Genomic DNA, 20253 nt, shown 5'->3' with positions numbered 1-20253 from the left:
AACCGGTACGACCGACCTAAAGTCTCCGGAAGGAGAGATAGGTCATCATCCCTTCTATTATACGCTAGTTCCATTGAAAAGCCAACGTAATTTGTAATCGAACGAAAAACTCGTCCGATGCACTTACCACGTCCGCGGCCGTCTAAGCACAAGCCAAGCGCCGATCGCGATTAGAACGGCGGCGATCAAGTAAATGCCCCACGTCCAGATGAGCGTCAAGCAGAACAACAGCAGCGAGATCGCCGCGAGGCCGACGGCGGCCGTCCAAATTTCCCGGGAGCGGTTGCCGCCGAATACATGGTATTCGTACAAGCCTACGGCGACGGAGAAAATAAACATCGGCCACAAATATTTCATCGTGCCCCAACCGAACCAGTTCCCGATGAGCAGGACGACGGAGATGACGGTCAGAATCCCGGCCGGCACGAGCGTCACCGACGGTACCATGCGTCCGAAATAAAGCACGTGCAGAAGCACGCCCGGAATGAGAATGAATAAAGGCCAGAACACAGCCCCGATAAAAGCGAATACGCCAAGTTTACCTAGTAGGATGATCAATCCAACAGTCAAAACGGTAATTCCGACTGCGGCGGATTGTCTGTTCACGATAGTTCCCCCAGTTCGCCCTATTTGCGTTCTAATCGCCGCTTTTCCGAGTGTCGGATCGTGACGTCTTTCCTATAGTTTAATGGAATTCGGGGGAAAAAACTAGTTCACTCCTGCAAAATAATGCCTAAAAACTTCCTATAGCCCCTCCTGCGGACGCCGGCGCAGCCATAAGGCGATCAGGATCAATGCCGCCACGGCCGCAATCGGCAGAATCTTCTCGACATCCGGATCAAGATAATGGCGATACCGCTGCAAACCCGGGTCCTTCAGCATCATCTCCACGGCCGTATAACCGAGCAGGCCTCCCCCGACGTAGACGAGCCCCGGCGCTTTATCCAATAGCCGCATAATAAAGGAACTGCCCCAAATGATGATCGGAATGCTCATGACGATCCCGATGACGAGCAGAATCGTGTCGCCGTCCGCCACCGCGGCGACCGCGAGCACGTTGTCCAAGCTCATGACGAAATCCGCGGCTACGATGGTCCATACGGCTCCGGTCAGCGTAGAAGCGGCTTTCGTATTCGCGGCATGCTCCTTCCGGTCGACGAGCAATTGCAGCGCTATCGCCAGCAGCAGGAGCGCTCCGACCGTCTGCAGCAAGGGGATATGAAGCAAAGCTACCGCGCCAAGCGTCAGAATGCACCTGAGCGCGATCGCGGCTGCCGTTCCCCACCAGACTGCCGTCCGCCTCTGGTAAGCAGGCAGCCGCCTGCCGGCCATAGCGATCACGATGGCGTTGTCTCCGCTTAGCAGCAAATTGATGATGACGATTTCGATGAACACCCAGAAATGATCCATGAATCCCATGCAGCCACCCCCTCATACCAGTCATATGTACAAGCAGGGAAGAATATGAAGCCGCTTTTTTACGAATCCGTCTTGCATTTACAGCGTATTAGAGGGAGAATAGTGCATCGGGGGGACAAGATCATGGACTTATTGAGCATAGAATTTTGGTCGGCGTTAGCCGCTATCGTATTTTTCGACTTGCTGTTGGCGGGGGATAACGCGATCGTTATCGGCATGGCCGCGCGCAACTTGCCGAAGGATAATCAGAAGAAAGCGATTATATGGGGAACGGTCGGGGCGATTGCCATCCGAATTCTAGCAACGTTCCTTGTCTTGTGGGGAATGCTTGAAATTCCGTACTTGGTCGCGGTAGGCGGCGTATTGCTCGTATGGATTGCCTATAAAATGCTCGTGCAAGAGGAAGAACACGCCGAGATCCAAGCCGGCGCAACGTTGTGGTCGGCCGTACGGACGATCATCATCGCGGACGCGGCAATGGGGCTGGACAACGTCATGGCGATCGCCGGCATGGCCCAGGGCAAACACGGGAGCTACGTGCTCGTCGTACTCGGCTTGCTGATCAGCATTCCGATCGTCGTGTGGGGCAGCACGCTGTTCATCAAGGTCGTCGAGAAATTCCAATGGATCGTGTATATCGGCTCCGGCATTCTGGCGTATACCGCCGCGAAGATGATTACGCACGAAGAGCAATTCAAGAGCGGTTTCGAAGGGAATCCCGTCCTGAGCTGGACGTTCATCGCGACGATCACGGCGCTTGTCATCGTTGCCGGCGTATGGACGAACGCCGTCAAAGCACGGCGCGCCGCATTGGAACGCAAAGCGCAACAGCAACCCAAGTCCGATAAGAGACCAAAGCCTGCATAACCGACCGACATACAGAAAAGCCGTGAAACGCAATTGCGTTTCACGGCTTTTTAGGTTTGCCTAAGTATGATAGAACCTAAAACCAATCGTCCTCTGATCCTACGGAGGCCGCCGAAACGCCGGATTCGGCAGGCGGCGCGGCCCGATCTTCCGCAACCGATTGCTTCTGCTCGCCTTTGCCGGACAGTACGACGACTTCCGTGCCTTCCACCGCTTCCGCGATCATGCGCTCCATCGATTCCGCCAGCTTCGCTTCCACCTGCTCGACGGTTTTCAAGCTTGGATGTATCGCGGGATTTTTCGGCACGAACAGCGTGCAGCAGTCCTCGTACGGCAATATCGACGTTGAATACGTGCCGATACGATGCGCGTGGTCGATGATGTCCTGCTTGTCCATCATGACGAGCGGCCGCAGCAGAGGAAGCACCGTAGCGCGGCCGATCACGTTCATGCTGACGAGCGTCTGGCTGGCCACCTGTCCCAAGCTGTCTCCGGTTACGATGGCCAGCGCCCCGTTCCTCTCCGCGAGTTGTTCCGTAATTCGCAGCATGATTCTTCTCATTAGCGTAATGATCAAGCTATCGTGGCCCGATTGTGCAAGCGTCGTCTGAATTTCCGTGAACGGTACGAGATGAAGCCTGATTCGTCCGCTATAGAACGACAACCGCTTCGCCAGGGACACGACTTTATCCTTCGCCTGCTCGCTCGTGAACGGGTAGCTATGGAAGTGGACCGCTTCGATCGCGAGCCCTTTGCGCATCGCCATCCAGCCCGCGACGGGGCTGTCGATTCCGCCGGACAGCAACAACATCGCTTTGCCGTTCATGCCGAGCGGAAATCCGGCGGCTCCCTTTTCGACCACGCAATAAATGAACGTACCTTCGTATTGGATATCGATCCTCAGCTCGGCTTCAGGCTGGCGCACGTCGACCTTTAACGAAGGCGTATTGCGCAGCAAATGAGCGCCGACGAGATGATTCATCTCGATCGAATTATGCGGAAACTGCTTCCATCCGCGTTTAACGCTCACTTTGAACGTTCGCGGCGCTGGCGTCATTCCTTGCAATAACGCCAGCGAGGCTTCGCGGATCTCCTGCAAGTCGTGCGCGACTCTCACGACCGGACTGAACGAGACGATTCCGAATATGTTTTTCAGCAGCGCGGCGACTTGCTCGTAGCTTTCGCCGTTTAGCCGAACGTACACCCTTCCGTATGCGCGCTCGTAGGTCAGCGCGGGGAATCCGCCGAGGACGGACTGAATTTGGTCGAGCTGCATTTTTTCGAACCGGTTGCGGTTTCTGCCTTTAATCGTGATTTCTCCGAAGCGGACTAAGATCATTTCGTATGTCATCGGTTGCTCCTTTCGAGCGGCTTTAACTCGGCAACCGCTTGCCTCAACGCCGCCGCGAGTATCTCTATGTGAGGTTCGGCATGCTCGTCGCCGAAGCTGATGCGAATGCTGCCCGTCGCGCGCCCTTCCCCGCAGCCCATGGCAAGCAAGACGCGGCTCGGCATCAAGCTCTTGGAGGAACATGCGGACTGCGTCGATACGAGAATGCCGTGTTTCTCCAGCATATGGACGAGCACTTCCGGGCGCATGCCGGGATAGGAAAGATTAACGATATGAGGCGCCGTCCGATGCGTAAGCGAATCGACTGGCTCCTCGATGCCGATCCCGTTCGCGACGAGCTCCGGGATATCGGCTACGGCCTTCAGCAATCTATTCCGCAAGCCATACATGAATGCCGATCGCCTGGCCATCCCTTCCATCGTTAACCGCAACGCCTGCGCCGTCCCGACGATGCCGGGAACGTTCGACGTGCCGGAGCGAATGCCGTCCTCCTGTCCGCCTCCGCTCAGCAGCGGCGCCAATCTTATGCCCTCTTGCACGAGCAAGAAGCCTACTCCCTTCGGACCGCCGATCTTGTGCGCCGAGCCGGAGTAAAGATGTACGCCTGAAGAATGCCAATGAAACGGGACTTTCCCGATCGCTTGAACGCCGTCGACATGGAATCGCGCCTGCGCATGTCCAGCGACGATCCGCCCGATCTCTTCGATCGGCTGGATCGCGCCGGTTTCGTTGTTCACATGCATGATACTAACCAATACGGTGTCTTTGCGCATGGCGGCGGCAACGTCTTCGGGCGACACCCTGCCTTCCGAATCGACCGGCAGTATCGTTACGTCCACGCCTTGAAGTCCTAATTGCTTCACGCATTCGTAAACCGACGCATGCTCGATCCCGGTCGTAATGACGTGTTTGGACGACCTGGCGGCGTTCGCGACCGTTCCTCTGATCGCCAAGTTGTTGCTCTCCGTTCCGCCCGACGTGAATACGACCTCTTGCGGTGCCGCTCCGAACCGCTCGGCGACGCTCGCTCGCGCGCGCTCGACCAGCTTGGCCGCCTCCGAGCCGGCACGATGCAGAGCAGCCGGATTGGCGTAATGCAATTTCATTATATCCGAGATCGTCTCGATCACTTTCGGATACATCGGCGAAGATGCGCTATGATCGAAATAGTGCGTGTTCACCCGGATCCCCCGTTCCGCAACAAAGGGATCGATAACGGCTTCATACGCCGTCATGATCCCTGTTTGCCTGAATTTCTTCTATTGTACACGATTATTCCGTTATGCGCCCCATTGAATCATCGCCGCGGCGACTTTGCGAACGTAATTTTGCGTTTCTTGCGGCAGTTGTTCGTACTTAGCGGCAAGATCCTGCTCGCTGGCGATTCCCAGCCGATCTACCCGGCCCGGACCGGCATTATACGCAGCCAGCGCTACCGGGGTGTTGCCGTCGTATTTACGAAGCAAATAAGATAAAAACCTTGTTCCGCCGTCGATATTCTGGGCGGGATCGAACGAATCCGAAACGCCGAGTCCACGGGCCGTATCGTCCATCAATTGCATGAGTCCTTTGGCTCCTGTCGAAGACACCGCGTTCGGATGGAACGACGATTCCGTCTGAATCACGCTCTTGATTAATGCAGGGGCTACGCCGTATTTCAGGCCTGCGGCGTTAATGAGCTCGTCGAAAGCCGCAGAAGAGCCGATAGCATCGGGCGACAACAAATTCGTATGATGCGGTGCAAGCGCCGATAAAGTCAATCCTTGGGATAAAGGCTGAGCGTTTGCTTCCATCATCTGACCGAGCAGCATATCGAACAATCCTGTATCCTCGGCGGCAGTCGTGCCGGATGTCTTCGTTACCGCTAATGGATTCACGTTCTGCGTCCATTGGGAGAGCAGCAACTGCTTCAATATGCGCGGATCCGTCGTTACATTCACGTCGGCATTCTCCTGCCTTGTCGATTGTTATACGATTCTTATTGTACAACAACCGACGCCAACCGGCTAGTCCCGACAGCTTTCGGGATGAATAGCGACTTCGGACCTAATCTTCTTTAGGCTTGAACGTCAGGCAACAAGTAACGGATGAGTTCGGTGCATGATCTTGGTGAGCGGCGAATTCTTCGGCATATTCCTCGTTCCAACGGTTCGCAGCGTGTGCGTCGATTTCGACTGCGATTTCCTGCGCTGCGCAACGGTTGCCTTCACCCCAGAAAGAGCAATTGCTGACACTACACGAGACGCCGTTCGGCATCCTAATCACCCCCGCTCCTATTGTGCGCCCCGCAGGGACGGGTATGCAGCGAACGAGGCGGAGGCTCTTGGCACGATTTCCTTACGCGCATTACAACAAAAAGCCGCTACCCGTGTGGATAGCGGCGACAGAATCGATTTGGTTACTTGGGTTGGTTTTGCATACGGCGCTGCGTCAAATAATCGCTCTCATAATAAGACAGATCGTCGCGAAGCTCTTCGTAAATCCGGGATGCGCTGAGTACGACGTCGCGGGCGACGCGGATCGGCTTCATACGGAAACGAATGGCGTCTTGTCCGGTATATGCATAACGGCCATCTTCGGAGTAGCACTCGTTCTTCGGATAGAAAAAGGCGTTAACGCCGTTATGGTACACGTCATACAGCGCGCGCTCGGCCAATTCGACATCGAAGTTAGGACGTCTAAGTACAGCCCCAAGCTTCTCGTAAGCCACTTCTGAAAATACGAGCAAATGTCTCATGTCGGACAGCAAGCCGCTGTAAAAGCTTTGCGTCTGCTCGTTGTTCTCTTGCACGAGTTGCGGCAGGGCGTTGTTGTTCAGGAACTCTTCAATCTGAACGATAGCCGCCTTCAGTTTATCTCGGGTGGACTCGGCAAGGCTCTTAATTTTCATAGCTGGCATGAATGGTTCCCCTTTCCAATGTGCAGACCGTACTGAGTATATGCGTTGTTGCGGACTCAAGCGAAATAGTTCCGCATACGCATCACTGTCGCGAAACTCCAATCATCGTACCACAAAATCGTTGGAAACGGTACTGGCAACGGCCAAAATGTTCAGTATATTTTTGCGCTCGCGCCTCATGCTAACGAGTAATGCTCTCGCTTGCGCGAGTACCGATAAGGAGAGATCAACCCGTATGCGACGCACGCTGCAAGGGATCCTGTTGACCGCCGCTTTCGTCATGGTCGTCGTACCGCTTCTGTTCCGCGATTGGAGTCCGAACCAGCCTTCGCCTATGCCTCATGCGGCTTCGAACGAACGACTGCCGGGACAAGAGGCCGTATACAAACAAAAAATCGTCCAGAACGACGTCGCGGCTACGGAAAAGCTCTCCCGAGCCCAGACGGTAGCGGATATTCGGCGTTATTTAAGCAACGGCGAATTTACGGTTCCGGAGATGAAGAGGCTGATGACCGTCCATCCGGAGATGCGCCTTCTCGAATGGACGGATGGAAACAAGAAGCATGCGACCGAATCCGCAACCGTTCCGGCGGCTTTATGGAAAGCTTCCGCTCCGTATTGGGAAGCCGGGCGTCAAGCGATTCGTCACGGCAAATCGTACACCTCCCCCTTGTTCGCGGATCAAGGCAAAAGCTATTACGTCATGGCGCATGCTTCGGCCTCACCGTCGCATAGCGGACTAATATCGCTCATTTCATCGGAAGTCATTCAGTCCGTCGAACGCCATCAACGCCGCAACATGAGATTGATCCCCTATCCCGCGGAAGGAAGATACCGGGTCGAATCCGTCGTGCCGAATACGCTGAAGGATACGACCGTTCGCAAAGGAGAAGACAACGGCAACGCAAGCCACTATTCGGTCGACGAAGTGGTCGTCAAGTTCAGAACGCCGTTAACGGACGCGCAACTGCTTCAATTGCGCAAATCGCTCGATTTAATCGTTGTTCGCCAGACGCGCCGCCAAACTTATGTTTTCCGGTCCAAAAAGCATAAAACGGAAGAGCTCATCGCCTACTTCAATTCCGAGTGGAATCCGATCTACGCGGAACCGCATTACTTATATTTGACGAACGAGTTGCCGGAGGAGCCTGCCTCCGAAGGAACGATTGTCCCTAACGATACACTTTATTCCGAATACCAATGGAACTTGCCTCAGATCGCGACCGAATCCGGCTGGAGCGTATCTAAGGGAAGCGACGACATCGTCGTTGCCGTAATCGACACGGGCGTCCAAGCGGATCATCCCGACTTGCAAGGACGATTGGTCGAGGGCGTGAACATCGTCGACCCCTCCAGCCCTCCCGAAGACGATGTCGGTCACGGCACCCATGTCGCGGGAATTATATCCGCTTCGGTTAATAACCGAGAAGGCGTCGCCGGAATGACCTGGTATACGAAAATCATGCCGATCAAAGCGCTCGACAGCACGGGCGCGGGATCGACCTATTCGGTGGCGGAAGGCGTATTATGGGCGGTAGACCATGGCGCCGATGTCATTAATATGAGCCTTGGCAACTATGCGCAGGCGGAATTTCTTCACGACGCGCTCAAGTATGCTTATGATCACGGCGTCGTGCTCGTCGCCGCCAGCGGCAACGACAATACGGACCGGCCGGGATTTCCTGCCGCCTACCCGGAAGTGCTGGCCGTGGCGGCGACGGACCCCGATAAATCGCGGGCGGAATATTCGAACTACGGCGACTATATCGATATCGCCGCTCCGGGTACATCGATTCCGAGTACCTATCCGGGCAGCCGGTATGCGGCGCTGTCGGGAACGTCCATGGCATGCCCTCACGTCGCGGCTCTCGCCTCTCTTGTACGCGCGGTGAATCCGCAGCTAAACAACGAAGAAGTGATGGACGTGTTACGGCGCACCGCTCGGGATCTTGGTCCGGAAGGAAAGGACGACGACTTCGGTTACGGCGAGATCGACGTGAAGTCCGCCTTGCAGTCGGTCAGCGGGGCAAGCGCGTCGTTGCAACTGTATCCAACGCAAGTCAGGCGGCAGCTCGAGCGGTTGAACTCGCAATAACCGCCTTTACAACGATATCCCCTCCGCTCAGGTGAGCTTAGGGGATATCTCTGTAGCGGTGTATGGTGCCGTTGCACGATACTTTTGTCGAGAATCGCCGCTGTAGCGGTGTGTGGTGCCGTTAGAGTAGCTTTTCCCTTCTCCTGAGCGACGGGGATATCGATATAATGCCCATAAAAAACAGGGCTGTCTCGGCGGGATCCAAGATCAAAATCCGCCGGGACAACCCTGTGTTCGTTACGAAAGCTATGCCGGAAAGATTGCCGTAAGCCGGGTTCTGTACTTCCGGTGGTATCGCGGACAGCTTGCGCCACCCTCCCACGTATGGAAGCGACAATCATCTTTCTAGGCCGTCCATTGCTGAACGGCTCAAGCGACCAACCCGAACGCACCCCGGGCAAGGGCTGCAGCCGCAAGCGGCTGCTACGTTCTCCTAGGTCTTGCTCCAGATGGGGTTTACCAGGAGCAAAGTCACCAGTGCTCCTCGTGGTCTCTTACACCACGGTTCCATCCTTGCCTGTTCCACCTCCCCGCTTATGGGGCCCCCGCAAAGTAATCGGAATATGCTTCGAAGCATTTCGTCACTTTGTGGGGAGTGGTCATCGGCGGTCCATTTCTGTGGCCCTAATCCTTCAGCTCGCGCTGACTGGACGTTATCCAGCATCCTGCCCTATGGAGCCCGGACTTTCCTCTCGTGGCGCGAAGCCACCAGCGATTGTCTGTCAATCTTTCCGGTTTGCAACGATAAGTATATCGCGAATCGCTCGCCAACACAACGGTAATGGATGGGGCGACTGCGTAACAAAGGCAATGCAGCCTATCTGAGCTTAAACGGCTCCGTATGAACTTCGGAGGCGAATACTTCCGTGGCGTAGCCTTTGCTCTTCAATTGCTCTTGCAGCCACTCCGCCAGCTTAGGCTTCATGATTTTCTCCGCGTTATGGCCCGGGTCGACGATCGCCAATCCTGCGGCTTCGGCATCTTGCGCGGAATGGTAGTCGATATCTCCCGTTACGAGCACGTCAGCGCCCGCGAACGTGGCATGACGGATGTATTTCGCTCCAGAACCGCCGAGCACGGCAACTTTGCGAATTGGCCTTGATCCGTCGCCTACGATGCGGACGAACGGAACGTCCAAAGCTTGCTTCACGCGCTCCGCGAATTGATCCAGCGTCTCAGGCTGCGGCAGCACGCCGACTCGCCCAAGCCCGAAAGATCTGCCCTTCAAATCCATCGGATACAGGTCATAGGCCACTTCTTCGTACGGATGCGCTTTGAGCATCGCGGAGACGACCGCTTTCCGAACGCTTTGGGGAACGACGGTCTCGATGCGGATTTCCGCAGCGCTTTCCAATCTACCCTGCTGACCGATGAATGGCTGCGTGCCTTCACGCGGGAGAAACGTGCCCGTTCCCTCGGAGTTGAAGCTGCAGTGGCTGTAATTGCCGATCCAGCCAGCGCCCGCGCCGAATAGCGCAGCCCTGACTTTATCCTGATGCGTCTCCGGCACGAATACGACGAGTTTGAACAGCTTGTCGGTATGGACCTCCTCGAGTACGTCGCGGCCGGTCAAACCGAGCGCTTCCGCCATCCAATCGTTCATCCCGCCTTCGGCGGTATCCAAGTTGGTATGGGAAATGTAAACTGCGATGTCGTTCCGCAATAAACGAGCTGCCAGCGCACCTGCGGGAGTATCCGTACGAAGGTGCGCCAGCGGCCTGTAAATGACCGCGTGATGCGCAATGATCAGCTCCGCGCCTAACTTAGCAGCTTCTTCTACGACAGCAGAATTAACGTCTAGCGCAACTAGCACGCGACGCACTTCGCGAGCCGCCGAGCCGACCTGCAGGCCGATTTTGTCGCCTTCGACCGCATAATGCTTGGGAGCCAACCGCTCTATGAATTGAATGATCGTTTCTCCGCGGGCAAACATGCCAGCACCTCCCGGATTTCTCGCACGTCTTCCTGCCATTCCTTCGCTTTCTCCGCAGCCTCCGGCGCATCCGCGTGCTCAAGCTGCAGGATGACCCGTTCGCGTTTGGCGATCTCCTGCTCCCACTTGCGGCGGAACGTCTCTGTCGGCTCGCGCAGCAGGAGCGGTCCCATCTCGTAAAGCAGCGACGGGGATATTGATTTTAATTTGGGCGCAAGCAGCCCCGTATCGTATAATCGAGCCGCAGTTTCGCGCGCCTCCGCCGCATCGGATATTTTAACCGCGCGAATGATCGAATAGATGACGCCGTCTTCCTCGATCAAAGTTTCCCGGTCGATCCCATATTGGTGCGCCGTAAGCCATCTTCTAACCGCCTCCTCCGCGACGTGCGGAGACAATATCAGCGTGTTCACGCCTTCTAAGCGCGATATTCCTTGATCGAGGATACGAACCATCAGGCTGCCGCCCATGCCGGCGATCGATACCGAATCGACCTCTCCAGGTTCGACGACGGCTAGACCGTCTCCTAAACGAACCGATACGAGAGTATCGAGTCCGGCGTCCCTCACTTGTTTTCTGGCGGCCTCGACAGGCCCCGCGTTAACATCGCCGGCGATCGCCAGCTCCACTTGACCGCTGCCCGCCAGAAAGACGGGGAGCAGCGCATGGTCCGTCCCGATGTCGGCGAGCCTGGCTCCTTGCGGAACCCATTCGGCCAGCGCGGACAGTCGACGGGACAGCTTCAAGCCTGCTCCGAATCGTTGATCCGATTGTTTCATCTTATTATGCAACCCATTCCATCCATTGTTTTCTTAAGCGGAACATCCCTGCTCCAACGATAACGACTTTGCAGAGCAGCTCGATTTGAAGCCAATCTTTATTGATCCCGTATAGAGCCGAGTATACTTCGGGCATGAACCATAATACAAGCGCGACGGCGAATAGAACCGCCCCGCTGGACTGGTAGCGATTATGCACGAACCAGCTCAGCCAACCGAACAGCAATGCCGCGGGAAGCCAGAAAATTTGTACTTCCAGCCATGTCGGATGGGCCACGTGATCGGCAAGAAGCTTCGTGTACGCCGCAATCGCGAGAATCCATCCTAAGCCGTGCAGGATAAACGCATTCAATGCAATGCCGCTGACGATCCACACGACCGCGCAAACGACCAGCAGCAGAATATAACCGAGCGGGCTTGTCCATCCGTGCAATTGGCATATACTGTAGCCCGTCCCAAGCAAGAAGAAGCAGCCCGTACCCGCGAGCATCATGCTGCGGGTTGGGCTAAGCTCTTGGATCTTACCGGCGAAGCCGATGAATGCGGCGGTTACGACACCGGTCAACCCTATTTGCAATGCCAAAGGAAACGCGCTAAAATGAAGTACAACGATACAGATCAAGGTAAAAATGCCAAATGTAAGGAGCCAGTGTTTGCCTGACGCTTGCCCGATTTTCCTGACCGCGTTGCCGACCATCCCTTTCGGACGTTCATTCAGGTCATCCAAATAGAGATTGATCAAGAAATCGCAATAATGTTCGGGTAGCAGCTTGCTGCGTCGCCATGCTTCGATTTCCAGCACGATTGCTTTGCGCTTCTCGTCATCGCCAGAAGCCATGCGGCGTTCCTCCTTGCTCCTTCGGAATAAAAAGACCTTCAACCGATACGGCCAAAGGTCTCATCCGAACGTTCGGCATGATGTTATTCCAAGAAATCTTTCAGACGCTTGCTGCGGCTAGGGTGGCGCAGCTTACGCAACGCTTTCGCCTCGATCTGGCGAATGCGCTCGCGCGTGACGCCGAACACTTTGCCTACTTCCTCAAGGGTGCGAGTGCGGCCGTCATCGAGTCCGAATCGCAGACGAAGGACGTTCTCTTCTCTTTCGGTAAGCGTATCGAGGACGTCTTCGAGCTGTTCTTTCAGGAGCTCGTAGGCAGCCGCATCGGCTGGAGCCAATGCTTCCTGATCCTCGATGAAATCGCCCAAGTGCGAATCGTCTTCTTCGCCGATCGGAGTCTCCAAGGAAACCGGCTCTTGCGCGATTTTCATAATTTCGCGGACTTTATCCACGCTCAGTTCCATCTGCTCGGCGATTTCTTCCGGTGCCGGCTCGCGGCCCAGCTCTTGAAGCAGTTGGCGCGATACGCGAATGAGCTTGTTGATCGTCTCCACCATGTGGACCGGAATCCGAATCGTTCGGGCTTGGTCCGCAATGGCGCGCGTAATCGCTTGGCGAATCCACCATGTCGCGTAAGTACTGAATTTAAAACCCTTCTCGTAGTCGAACTTCTCGACGGCCTTCAATAGACCCATGTTGCCTTCTTGAATAAGATCGAGGAACAGCATTCCGCGTCCGACATAGCGCTTCGCGATACTGACGACTAGACGAAGGTTGGCTTCCGCCAGCCTTTTTTTGGCTTCTTCGGCATCGGCTCCGCCGGCTTCGATTTTCTTCGCGAGATCGATTTCGTCGTCCGCCCCGAGGAGCGGCACGCGCCCGATTTCTTTCAAGTACATGCGAACGGGATCGTTGATCTTGATGCCTGGGGGAAGCGACAGATCGTCATCGAAGTTGAACTCGTCTCGCTCTTCTTCTTCCCCGTGCCTGCCCATCTCGTCATGATCGTTCACGACTTCGATGCCCAAGTCCGCCAATTGTTCGAAAAATTCGTCAATCTGCTCCGGGTCTTGATCGAAAGGAGACAGCTTCTCCATAATGTCTTTATAGGTCAAGGAAGATTTCTTCTTGCCTTGTTCCATCAGTTGCGATTTGACCTGTTCAAGCGTCGATTCCGTCTCAAGCCCTGTGTGTTGATCGTTCGCCATTCCCGACTCCCTCCTCCTTAGCCAGCCTGCGCGCTATTGCTGCTTGCGCCGCTTATCCAAGGCTATAATCTCTGTCAAAATTTGTGCGGCTTTAATCGGATCGCCAGATCTCTCCGCCTGCTGCATTTGTTCCTTCTTCCGTTCTATCTCTCTGGAGAGAGAAGCGCGGCCGATCGTTCGGAGGCAGTCTTCCAACACCCGTTCGTCGAACGGCGTGTTATCGAGCGCGACCGCGCTGGCTAGGCTTTCCAAGCGGTCATCCTGCAAAGTAGATATGAACCGACCGACATCCGGATCGTTGCCTTGAGCGTAATAAGCATATAAATAAGCAGCAAGCGCCGCGTGATCCTCTACGTGAAAATCATCTCCGAGCCGTTCCTGTACGATACCGGCCGTATCCGCATCCAATAACATCCATGCCAGCAATTGCCGTTCCGCTTGAACGTTGGCGGGCGCGAGCGTAGGATGCCTGGACGAAGATCGTTTTTCATTCCATTCATTATTCCACGATCCGCTTGGAATATCCCTTGCGCTTCCCAATTTTTCCCGCTGCCGGACTTCGACGGTTTCCTGCTTCAGCGTATCGATCGATACGCCGAACTCCTGGGATAACTCCTTCAGGAGCAGCTCCCGTTCCGTCGGAGACTCTTGTCTGGCCACGAGCTTAACCGCATCGCGCAAATACCGGATTCTCCCATCTTCTTCTAGGAGTATATGGGCTTTCCTTAAATATATAAGCTGAAATTTAATGGCGGATACCGCGCCTTCGATACATTCCCTGACGAATGAAGCCGGACCGTTCGCCGTAATATATTCGTCCGGGTCCATCCGGTTAGGCAGCACGCTGACCCGAACGTGGAATCCCGCGCCTTCGAGCAACGGGATGCTCTTATGTGCGGCGGCTTGTCCCGCGTCATCGCCGTCATAGCACAATACGATTTCGTCGGCGAATCTCTTAAGCACTGCCGCATGCTCAGCCGTCAACGCCGTTCCCATCGTCGCGACGCCGTTATGAACGCCCGCGGACCATGCTTTGATGACGTCGACGTAACCCTCGAACAATACGGCTTGCCGCGTGCGGCGGATCGCCGGTTTCGCTTCGTGCAGCCGATACAGCGTTCGGCTCTTATTAAAGAGCGGACTCTCGGGAGAGTTCAAGTATTTGGGTTGCCCGCTTGTCATCAACCGACCTGCGAACGCGATCGTATGACCGTTGCCGTCTTGAATCGGGAACATGACCCTGTCCCGAAAACGATCGACGTACCCTTCGCCTTCCTGCCTGCGAGATAACAATCCGCCTGTTTCCATCTCCTTCGCGTCATAGCCCTTGCGTTCCAGCGCCGACGTAAGCGTATCCCATCTGGCCGGAGCGTAACCGAGACCGAATTCCTCGATCAGGTTATCCGTAAACCCGCGGGTTCGCAAGTAATCCATAGCCTGCTTGGCCGGCTCCGTATTGCGCAGAATGTAATGATACAGCTTAGCCGTGTACTCATGCGCTTCGACGAGACGCAGCTTCTCCTGCTGCTGCGGAGTAGGCTCCGCGTTGCTGGACGCCGACCAACTAACGGGCAATCCGATATCCTCCGCGAGCTGCTTCACCGCTTCAGGGAACGAGAGGCTCTCCATGTCCATCACGAACTTAATGACGTTGCCGCCTTTACCGCAGCCATAGCAATGATAAATTTGCTTCTCCGGCGTTACCGTAAAAGAAGGAGTTCTCTCGGAATGAAACGGACAAAGGCCTTTAAGGTATTTGCCGTTCTTGACGAGATGGACGACTTTTCCCACGGTTTCGGCAATATCATGGCGTCGCAGCACTTCATCGATGACGGATTGAGGGATCATGCCGTTATTCATAACAGGTCACCTTCAAGGTTGTCGTAATACAATTCGCTAATCGTCGAAATTTTCCTGCATCCCCCGCAATAGAGTTGTCAGTTTTTGTTGAAAACGCGACCTGTCTTCTTCCGTGAACGGCTTAGGTCCTTTGGTGCGCATGCCATTCCTTCGCTGTCTTGCCGACAAGTGCCGTTGCGTAAGCAAACCGTCGATGTCGGATTCCCGAATCTGTTTGCCTCGCGGCGTTAGCACGGCGGCTCCTCTCGCGAGTCCCAACGCCGCGAGCCCGTAATCTCCGGTAACGAGGATATCCGCTCTCGTCAGCACGTTGGCGATATACAAATCCGCGGATTGGTCGCTAGCGTCGACGGTAACGACTTGCACCGACGGCTCCGGTGTGAGCACATGCGCATGGCTGGACACCATTAACGCCGTCGCTCCCGCATCCCTTACCGTTCTTGCAATTTCCGACTTTACCGGACAGGCGTCTCCGTCCACGACGACACGATTCCGCAAGTTCGCCATCGCTTTCACCACGTTCACCCCAAAGTTTGCCGTATTATTATATACGATAACCGGCAACGAAATCCTGCCTCCCCGATCAATTTTTCACCCCTTGCGATTCGACAGAACGTCAAGACCGGATCTTAGTCCTCGCGACGCGGATGTTCAATATCTGTTCAGACTGAAATTATATAATAATAGAAAACTATCGACAAATTTTGTCGAATAATGACGAAAATGCACTAATTTGTCGCATTGATTTGCGAGGAGATTCGATTTATAGTCTAAAATATCTATTAGTTCCTGTTTCTATGGTCCTATAAATGAGGATACAAGCAGAGAATCGAGGTGCGGCCATGAAGATCATCATTCTGGCGGGTGGAAACGGCAAACGGCTGTGGCCTTTATCTAGCGATATCATGCCTAAACAATATATGAAGGTTGTAAAAAACGATAAAGGCGAATCCTGCTCCATGGTGCAGAAAACTTGGTCGATACTGGCCCAAAAATACGGAGAATCGAATCTTTACGTCGTAGGAGGAGAATCGCAAGCCCTGGTGCTCGCCGAACAGCTCGGACCGACGGCGCAGTTGATCCTCGAACCTTCGCGTCGGGATACGTTCCCCGCGATCGCCCTCGCGAGCGTCTACTTATCGGATATCGGAACGTCTGCCGACGAGACCGTCGTCGTCATTCCCGTGGACGCTCACGCCGACGGCGACTATTACGATTTGCTCGGCAGGCTTGACGAATCCATCCAACGCGGCGAAGCGAATTTAGGCCTTGTCGGCATCCGTCCAAGCGAAGTATCGGAGAAATACGGTTATATCTTATCCGACCCGGTTCCGGGATGCGCGGCTCGCCGCGTAAACCGTTTCGTCGAGAAGCCCGAACTTGCCGCGGCGGCGGCACTAATCGAGAAAGACGCATTGTGGAACGGGGGTATCTTCGCCTTCCGTCTCGCGTACATACTCGGCGTTTTGACCGGAATGAACCGTCCGCTCCAATACGCGAAACTGAAGTCGCGCTACGACACGATGCCCCGGATCAGCTTCGACTACATGGTAACCGAAACCGAGAAGAACATGATTTGCGTCCGCTATGAAGGCGAATGGACGGATCTCGGCACCTGGAAAGACATCGTGCGCGTGCTAGGGGAAAACGACACCCGGAACTTCATTAAGGACGACCGAAGCGCCGGTACTTTCGTTATCAACCAATTGAACGTTCCGATCGTCGTAGCCGGAATTTCGAATGCGGTCGTCGTCGCCAGTCCGGAAGGCATTCTCATCTGCGACAGGAGCGTCTCGCATCAAATCAAACCTCTCATCGAGCAAATCCGCATTAAGGATGCCGTAGACTGGTAGGCGGACCGTCAACCTTACCGATATTGGTTCCATTGAAAGGGATTGTTGTGCATGCTTAATAACGAACGACGGCTCGTCGTCCGCTTTCTTCAATTCATCTTGATCGTACTCCTCGGCATATACGCCTACGTAACCTATCCTTTGCATTCGCATAACGCCGCGCTGACCGCGGCAGCCGTCGTCTTGTTCGTATACGCGTCTTTCAGGAAAGCCGCCGAGGGACTCGTCCTCTGCGCGGTCGCTCTGGCCGCGTTCGGCGGATATTTGTATTACCTGTCGGAATGGAGCGCGCAGCCGACCGCAATCGGGTGGAACGAGCTGATCTGGCTTTTCGTATTCCCGGCTCTTACGTTGCTCGGCGCGCTTCCGCGCGCTTCCGGCGGAGAGATACCGGGGCTGGAAACCACTCTCTTCGGGAGCGAACCCTCCGATCGCCAGCAGAGCGTCGGCGCATGTCTCGTGGACGACCAGCACGGCTATACGAGTACCAACGCCTTTCTATATAAAGTCGAAGAACGCGTTATCGCCTCTCTAAGGGATCGCAGCACGTTCCGGATCGTCCTCGTTCAAATCGAACACTTCCGGGAGTTCAAGCTTCTATTCGGCATCGAACAAGCGACGGCGATTCTAAACGCGGTGGCCGAATGGTTCGCGGAGGTCCGGCCGGAGACGAAAGCGCAAGTCGGCGAATCGTTGCTGGCGGGCGTGATCGCCGGTTCCGATCCTGACGAGGCCGACAACATTCGCGAGACGTTAACGCGCAAGCTGTTCGAGCTGCAGATGACTCGCCCGCGCCGCGAATCTTCGGTCAAGCTTAAGCTTCGGTTCGGGTTCGCGGAATGTCCCGGTGACGGCATCGAAGCAAGGTCGCTGATGGAGCAAGCCCGGACCGCGTTATCGTGGAGCAGCATCGAATCCCCCGAATCCCCTTGAAAGGAGGCGCGCGCATGAACCGCAAGCACGCTTATTGGCTCCATGCAGTCATTCTATTCGTCTTACTCGTCTCACCCGTTTCCGCCTTCGCGGAACCGTCGACATCCGCATCCGCGCCCGCTGCCTCCTCGGGAAATCGGGAATTGCTTACCGCGTTCAACGAGGACCGCGTATTCAAAGGCGACAGCGCCAAACAAGACGCTTATTTCGAAATCGGCAAAAACCGAACCGTCTTGCCCGGCTCTTCGATCGATGTCAGCTTCTCCCACTCTCCGACGCTGCACCCGGATTACTCGACGCTCACCATCCTGCTGGACGACATTCCGATTTCCAGTACCGCGTTGGATCATACGAATACGACAGTAACCGACTGGAAAATCGACATTTCCTCATTCGATCTTAAGCCCGGATTCCATAAGCTGTCGTTCTGGGCCAAGATGAAGGTCAACGCGGCGGTATGCGAAGATCCTCAGAATAGCTCCGCCTGGCTCACGATAGACAGGGAAACCCGCATCAACCTGAAGATCGCGGACGCCGGCTCCGAAGCGGATCTGACGATTTACCCGAGCCCTTTTCTGGCTCGCGGGTCGGAGAAGCCGGTCCAGACGATCCTGATCGTCCCCGACGATATCGAACAGTCGGAATTCAAAGCGGCGGCGCGATTGTCCCAGTTTCTCGCTTCCCAGTCTCCCAACGAGCTGCTGCGGACGCCGATCTATGCGGAGTCCGAAGTAACGGATGCGGTTTTGTCCGGTTCATCCGCCATCTGGATCGGCGCAGGCGATCGCTGGAACGGATTAGGCCACCGCGCGATGGACGCATTCGCCGCATCCCGTCCGGACGGCGCCGCCTTAGCGTCCCAAGGCATTATCGGCGTGGCCGAGTCGCCTTGGCATGAGGGAAGAACGATCTTGGTCGTCACCGGCGAAGGCGACAAGCTCGTGCGAGGCGCCGAGATTCTGACGACCGATACGCTGTACAAGCAATTGCAAGGCGGTTTCACCGTCATCCCGGACAAGCTGCCGAATTCGACATCGGATGCGGACGGAACTACCGACAAGACCTACGTGCTGACGTTCGAGAGTCTGGGGTACGGCAATCTGGTTACCGAGGACGTCCTCCAAGGAGGTTCTTCGATCTATTATCCGATCCCCAACAACTGGGACTTGAACAATGGCGCGACGCTTCACTTGAAGTATAAGCATTCCAAGTCGATTCTATATAATAAATCGGTTATGAAGGTGTTCCTTAACGGAACGCCCGTTCAAAGCGTGAACTTGTTGGAACGCACGAGCGAGGGCGGGGAAATCGATATCCGCCTTGATCCTTCCGTGATCGGCGCAAGCCGCGGGTTGAACATCGAGGTGCGATTCCAATTCGTCAACCCGACGAGCGGTTCCGACCAGCATGAACAGAACACCGCATGCTCCTCGGAGAATCTCATGGGAGATTGGGCGCTGGTCGACAAAACTTCCTATTTCACGTTCACGCCGGATAAACGCGAGAACTACAACCTCGACTCGTTACCGTTCCCGTTCGTATCCGGCAATGAGTGGAGAGACACGACGATCGTCATGGGCGGGAAGACAACGACGGAATTGGTCGCGGCCATGACGTTGCTCGCCCGTACCGGCATGCCGATCGGAAGCGATTCGGACATTGCGCTGGCCGATGCGGACGATCCGGATCTTCAGGCGAAGCTAACGGACCGGAACGTCGTCTACGTAGGCATGTCATCCGCCTTGCCGGCGACTCTGAACGGCTTCGGCGCCAGCTACGTAACGTTCGAGGATGATCGCGTCTCCTCGCAGTCCGATCTCGTGACGATATTGAAGGAACTATCGCAAGACTCCGCTGTGATGCAATTGACGGAATCTCCGATCAGCCAGGGACGAAGCGTCCTGCTCGTAACCGCCACGGGTCCCGAAGAAATGACTTATATCGGAAGAGCGCTATCCGATCCTGCCGCCAGCGGGTCCGTTACCGGCCGCGTCGTGGTGATCGACGTCAGGAATCAAGTGCATGCTTTCCCGGGCACGGCGGACCTCAGAGATCCGAGCGTGCCGCAGTCGAAAGCCGATCGGACCACGCGCGAGCTCCCTAACGGACAATATGCATTCCTCGGCGCGCTTATCGTCATGATTACCGCATTGCTGCTATACGCTCGCAAAATCCGCCGGAACGGCTCTTAAGATGAACCGGGCCAACGAAATCGAAA

At 55.4% G+C, this 20253-nt stretch carries 18 protein-coding genes and 1 other RNA gene; 5 read left to right on the top strand and 14 right to left on the bottom strand.

The features are described from left to right. Positions 1-123: 123 nt before the first annotated feature. Both COHPA_RS0122085 and COHPA_RS0122080 read right to left on the bottom strand, forming a co-directional pair. The gene (locus COHPA_RS0122085) at positions 124-606 is read right to left on the bottom strand and encodes a hypothetical protein (RefSeq protein ID WP_027088321.1); all 483 of its coding nucleotides are present in this window, start codon (positions 604-606) and stop codon (positions 124-126) included. A gap of 138 nt (positions 607-744) precedes the next feature. Continuing rightward, positions 745-1419 carry a TerC family protein gene (locus COHPA_RS0122080; RefSeq protein WP_027088320.1) on the bottom strand — a complete coding sequence of 225 codons (675 nt, stop codon included), beginning with the start codon at positions 1417-1419 and terminating at the stop codon, positions 745-747. Between the two features lie 123 nt (positions 1420-1542). Between COHPA_RS0122080 and COHPA_RS0122075 the strand changes: the two genes are divergently transcribed. Next, positions 1543-2286 carry a TerC family protein gene (locus COHPA_RS0122075; protein WP_027088319.1) on the top strand — a complete coding sequence of 248 codons (744 nt, stop codon included), beginning with the start codon at positions 1543-1545 and terminating at the stop codon, positions 2284-2286. Positions 2287-2362: 76 nt separating this feature from the next. On the opposite strand, the gene thiI is transcribed toward COHPA_RS0122075, so the two are convergent. The 5 genes from thiI to COHPA_RS0122055 form a co-directional block, all read right to left on the bottom strand. Then, complete coding sequence (gene thiI, locus COHPA_RS0122070; RefSeq protein ID WP_027088318.1) at positions 2363-3637, bottom strand: tRNA uracil 4-sulfurtransferase ThiI; 1275 nt, start codon at positions 3635-3637, stop codon at positions 2363-2365. Further along, positions 3634-4872, bottom strand: coding sequence for a cysteine desulfurase family protein (locus COHPA_RS0122065; RefSeq protein WP_027088317.1), 1239 nt, complete (start codon positions 4870-4872; stop codon positions 3634-3636). Before COHPA_RS0122065 ends, thiI begins: the two co-directional genes overlap by 4 nt. Positions 4873-4917: 45 nt before the next feature. Beyond that, positions 4918-5577, bottom strand: a complete 660-nt coding sequence (locus COHPA_RS26295; protein WP_027088316.1) for a lytic transglycosylase domain-containing protein — start codon at positions 5575-5577, stop codon at positions 4918-4920. A gap of 106 nt (positions 5578-5683) precedes the next feature. Continuing rightward, the gene (locus COHPA_RS25335) at positions 5684-5893 is read right to left on the bottom strand and encodes a DUF1540 domain-containing protein (RefSeq protein ID WP_084760882.1); all 210 of its coding nucleotides are present in this window, start codon (positions 5891-5893) and stop codon (positions 5684-5686) included. Between the two features lie 142 nt (positions 5894-6035). Continuing rightward, entirely contained in the window at positions 6036-6536 is a 501-nt protein-coding gene (locus tag COHPA_RS0122055) for a DUF3907 family protein (protein WP_027088315.1), read from the bottom strand. Between the two features lie 235 nt (positions 6537-6771). Between COHPA_RS0122055 and COHPA_RS0122050 the strand changes: the two genes are divergently transcribed. Then, positions 6772-8631 (top strand): S8 family peptidase, encoded by a 1860-nt coding sequence (locus tag COHPA_RS0122050; RefSeq protein ID WP_027088314.1) that lies wholly within the window; start codon positions 6772-6774, stop codon positions 8629-8631. 251 nt (positions 8632-8882) lie between these two features. Here COHPA_RS0122050 and rnpB read toward each other — a convergent pair. The 7 genes from rnpB to COHPA_RS0122020 form a co-directional block, all read right to left on the bottom strand. Continuing rightward, positions 8883-9362: RNase P RNA component class A (rnpB, locus tag COHPA_RS24765), an RNA gene on the bottom strand. Between the two features lie 86 nt (positions 9363-9448). Next, positions 9449-10564 (bottom strand): Nif3-like dinuclear metal center hexameric protein, encoded by a 1116-nt coding sequence (locus COHPA_RS0122045; RefSeq protein WP_027088313.1) that lies wholly within the window; start codon positions 10562-10564, stop codon positions 9449-9451. Beyond that, on the bottom strand, positions 10528-11343 hold the full coding sequence (locus tag COHPA_RS0122040) for a tRNA (adenine(22)-N(1))-methyltransferase (RefSeq protein ID WP_035121720.1): 816 nt from the start codon (positions 11341-11343) through the stop codon (positions 10528-10530). Before COHPA_RS0122040 ends, COHPA_RS0122045 begins: the two co-directional genes overlap by 37 nt. A 4-nt stretch (positions 11344-11347) precedes the next feature. Next, a complete protein-coding gene (locus tag COHPA_RS0122035; RefSeq protein ID WP_027088311.1) occupies positions 11348-12181 on the bottom strand; it encodes a hypothetical protein in 834 nt (277 codons plus the stop codon). An 83-nt stretch (positions 12182-12264) separates the two neighbouring features. After that, entirely contained in the window at positions 12265-13389 is a 1125-nt protein-coding gene (gene rpoD, locus COHPA_RS0122030) for an RNA polymerase sigma factor RpoD (RefSeq protein WP_027088310.1), read from the bottom strand. Positions 13390-13422: 33 nt separating this feature from the next. Continuing rightward, positions 13423-15249 (bottom strand): DNA primase, encoded by a 1827-nt coding sequence (gene dnaG, locus COHPA_RS0122025; protein WP_027088309.1) that lies wholly within the window; start codon positions 15247-15249, stop codon positions 13423-13425. Between the two features lie 36 nt (positions 15250-15285). After that, entirely contained in the window at positions 15286-15756 is a 471-nt protein-coding gene (locus COHPA_RS0122020; RefSeq protein ID WP_035121718.1) for a YaiI/YqxD family protein, read from the bottom strand. Positions 15757-16091: 335 nt separating this feature from the next. Between COHPA_RS0122020 and COHPA_RS0122015 the strand changes: the two genes are divergently transcribed. The 3 genes from COHPA_RS0122015 to COHPA_RS0122005 are packed head-to-tail and all read left to right on the top strand — an operon-like array spanning position 16092 to position 20227. After that, positions 16092-17102 carry a sugar phosphate nucleotidyltransferase gene (locus COHPA_RS0122015; RefSeq protein WP_027088307.1) on the top strand — a complete coding sequence of 337 codons (1011 nt, stop codon included), beginning with the start codon at positions 16092-16094 and terminating at the stop codon, positions 17100-17102. A gap of 51 nt (positions 17103-17153) precedes the next feature. Beyond that, positions 17154-18035, top strand: a complete 882-nt coding sequence (locus COHPA_RS0122010; RefSeq protein WP_027088306.1) for a diguanylate cyclase domain-containing protein — start codon at positions 17154-17156, stop codon at positions 18033-18035. A gap of 14 nt (positions 18036-18049) precedes the next feature. Beyond that, the gene (locus COHPA_RS0122005) at positions 18050-20227 is read left to right on the top strand and encodes a cellulose biosynthesis cyclic di-GMP-binding regulatory protein BcsB (RefSeq protein ID WP_027088305.1); all 2178 of its coding nucleotides are present in this window, start codon (positions 18050-18052) and stop codon (positions 20225-20227) included. Positions 20228-20253 lie beyond the last annotated feature (26 nt).

Origin of the sequence: Cohnella panacarvi Gsoil 349 (assembly GCF_000515335.1) — a bacterium.
Classification (GTDB): domain Bacteria; phylum Bacillota; class Bacilli; order Paenibacillales; family Paenibacillaceae; genus Cohnella; species Cohnella panacarvi.
Note: the sequence above shows the minus strand (reverse complement) of the source record. Positions and strands in the feature narration are given on the sequence as shown.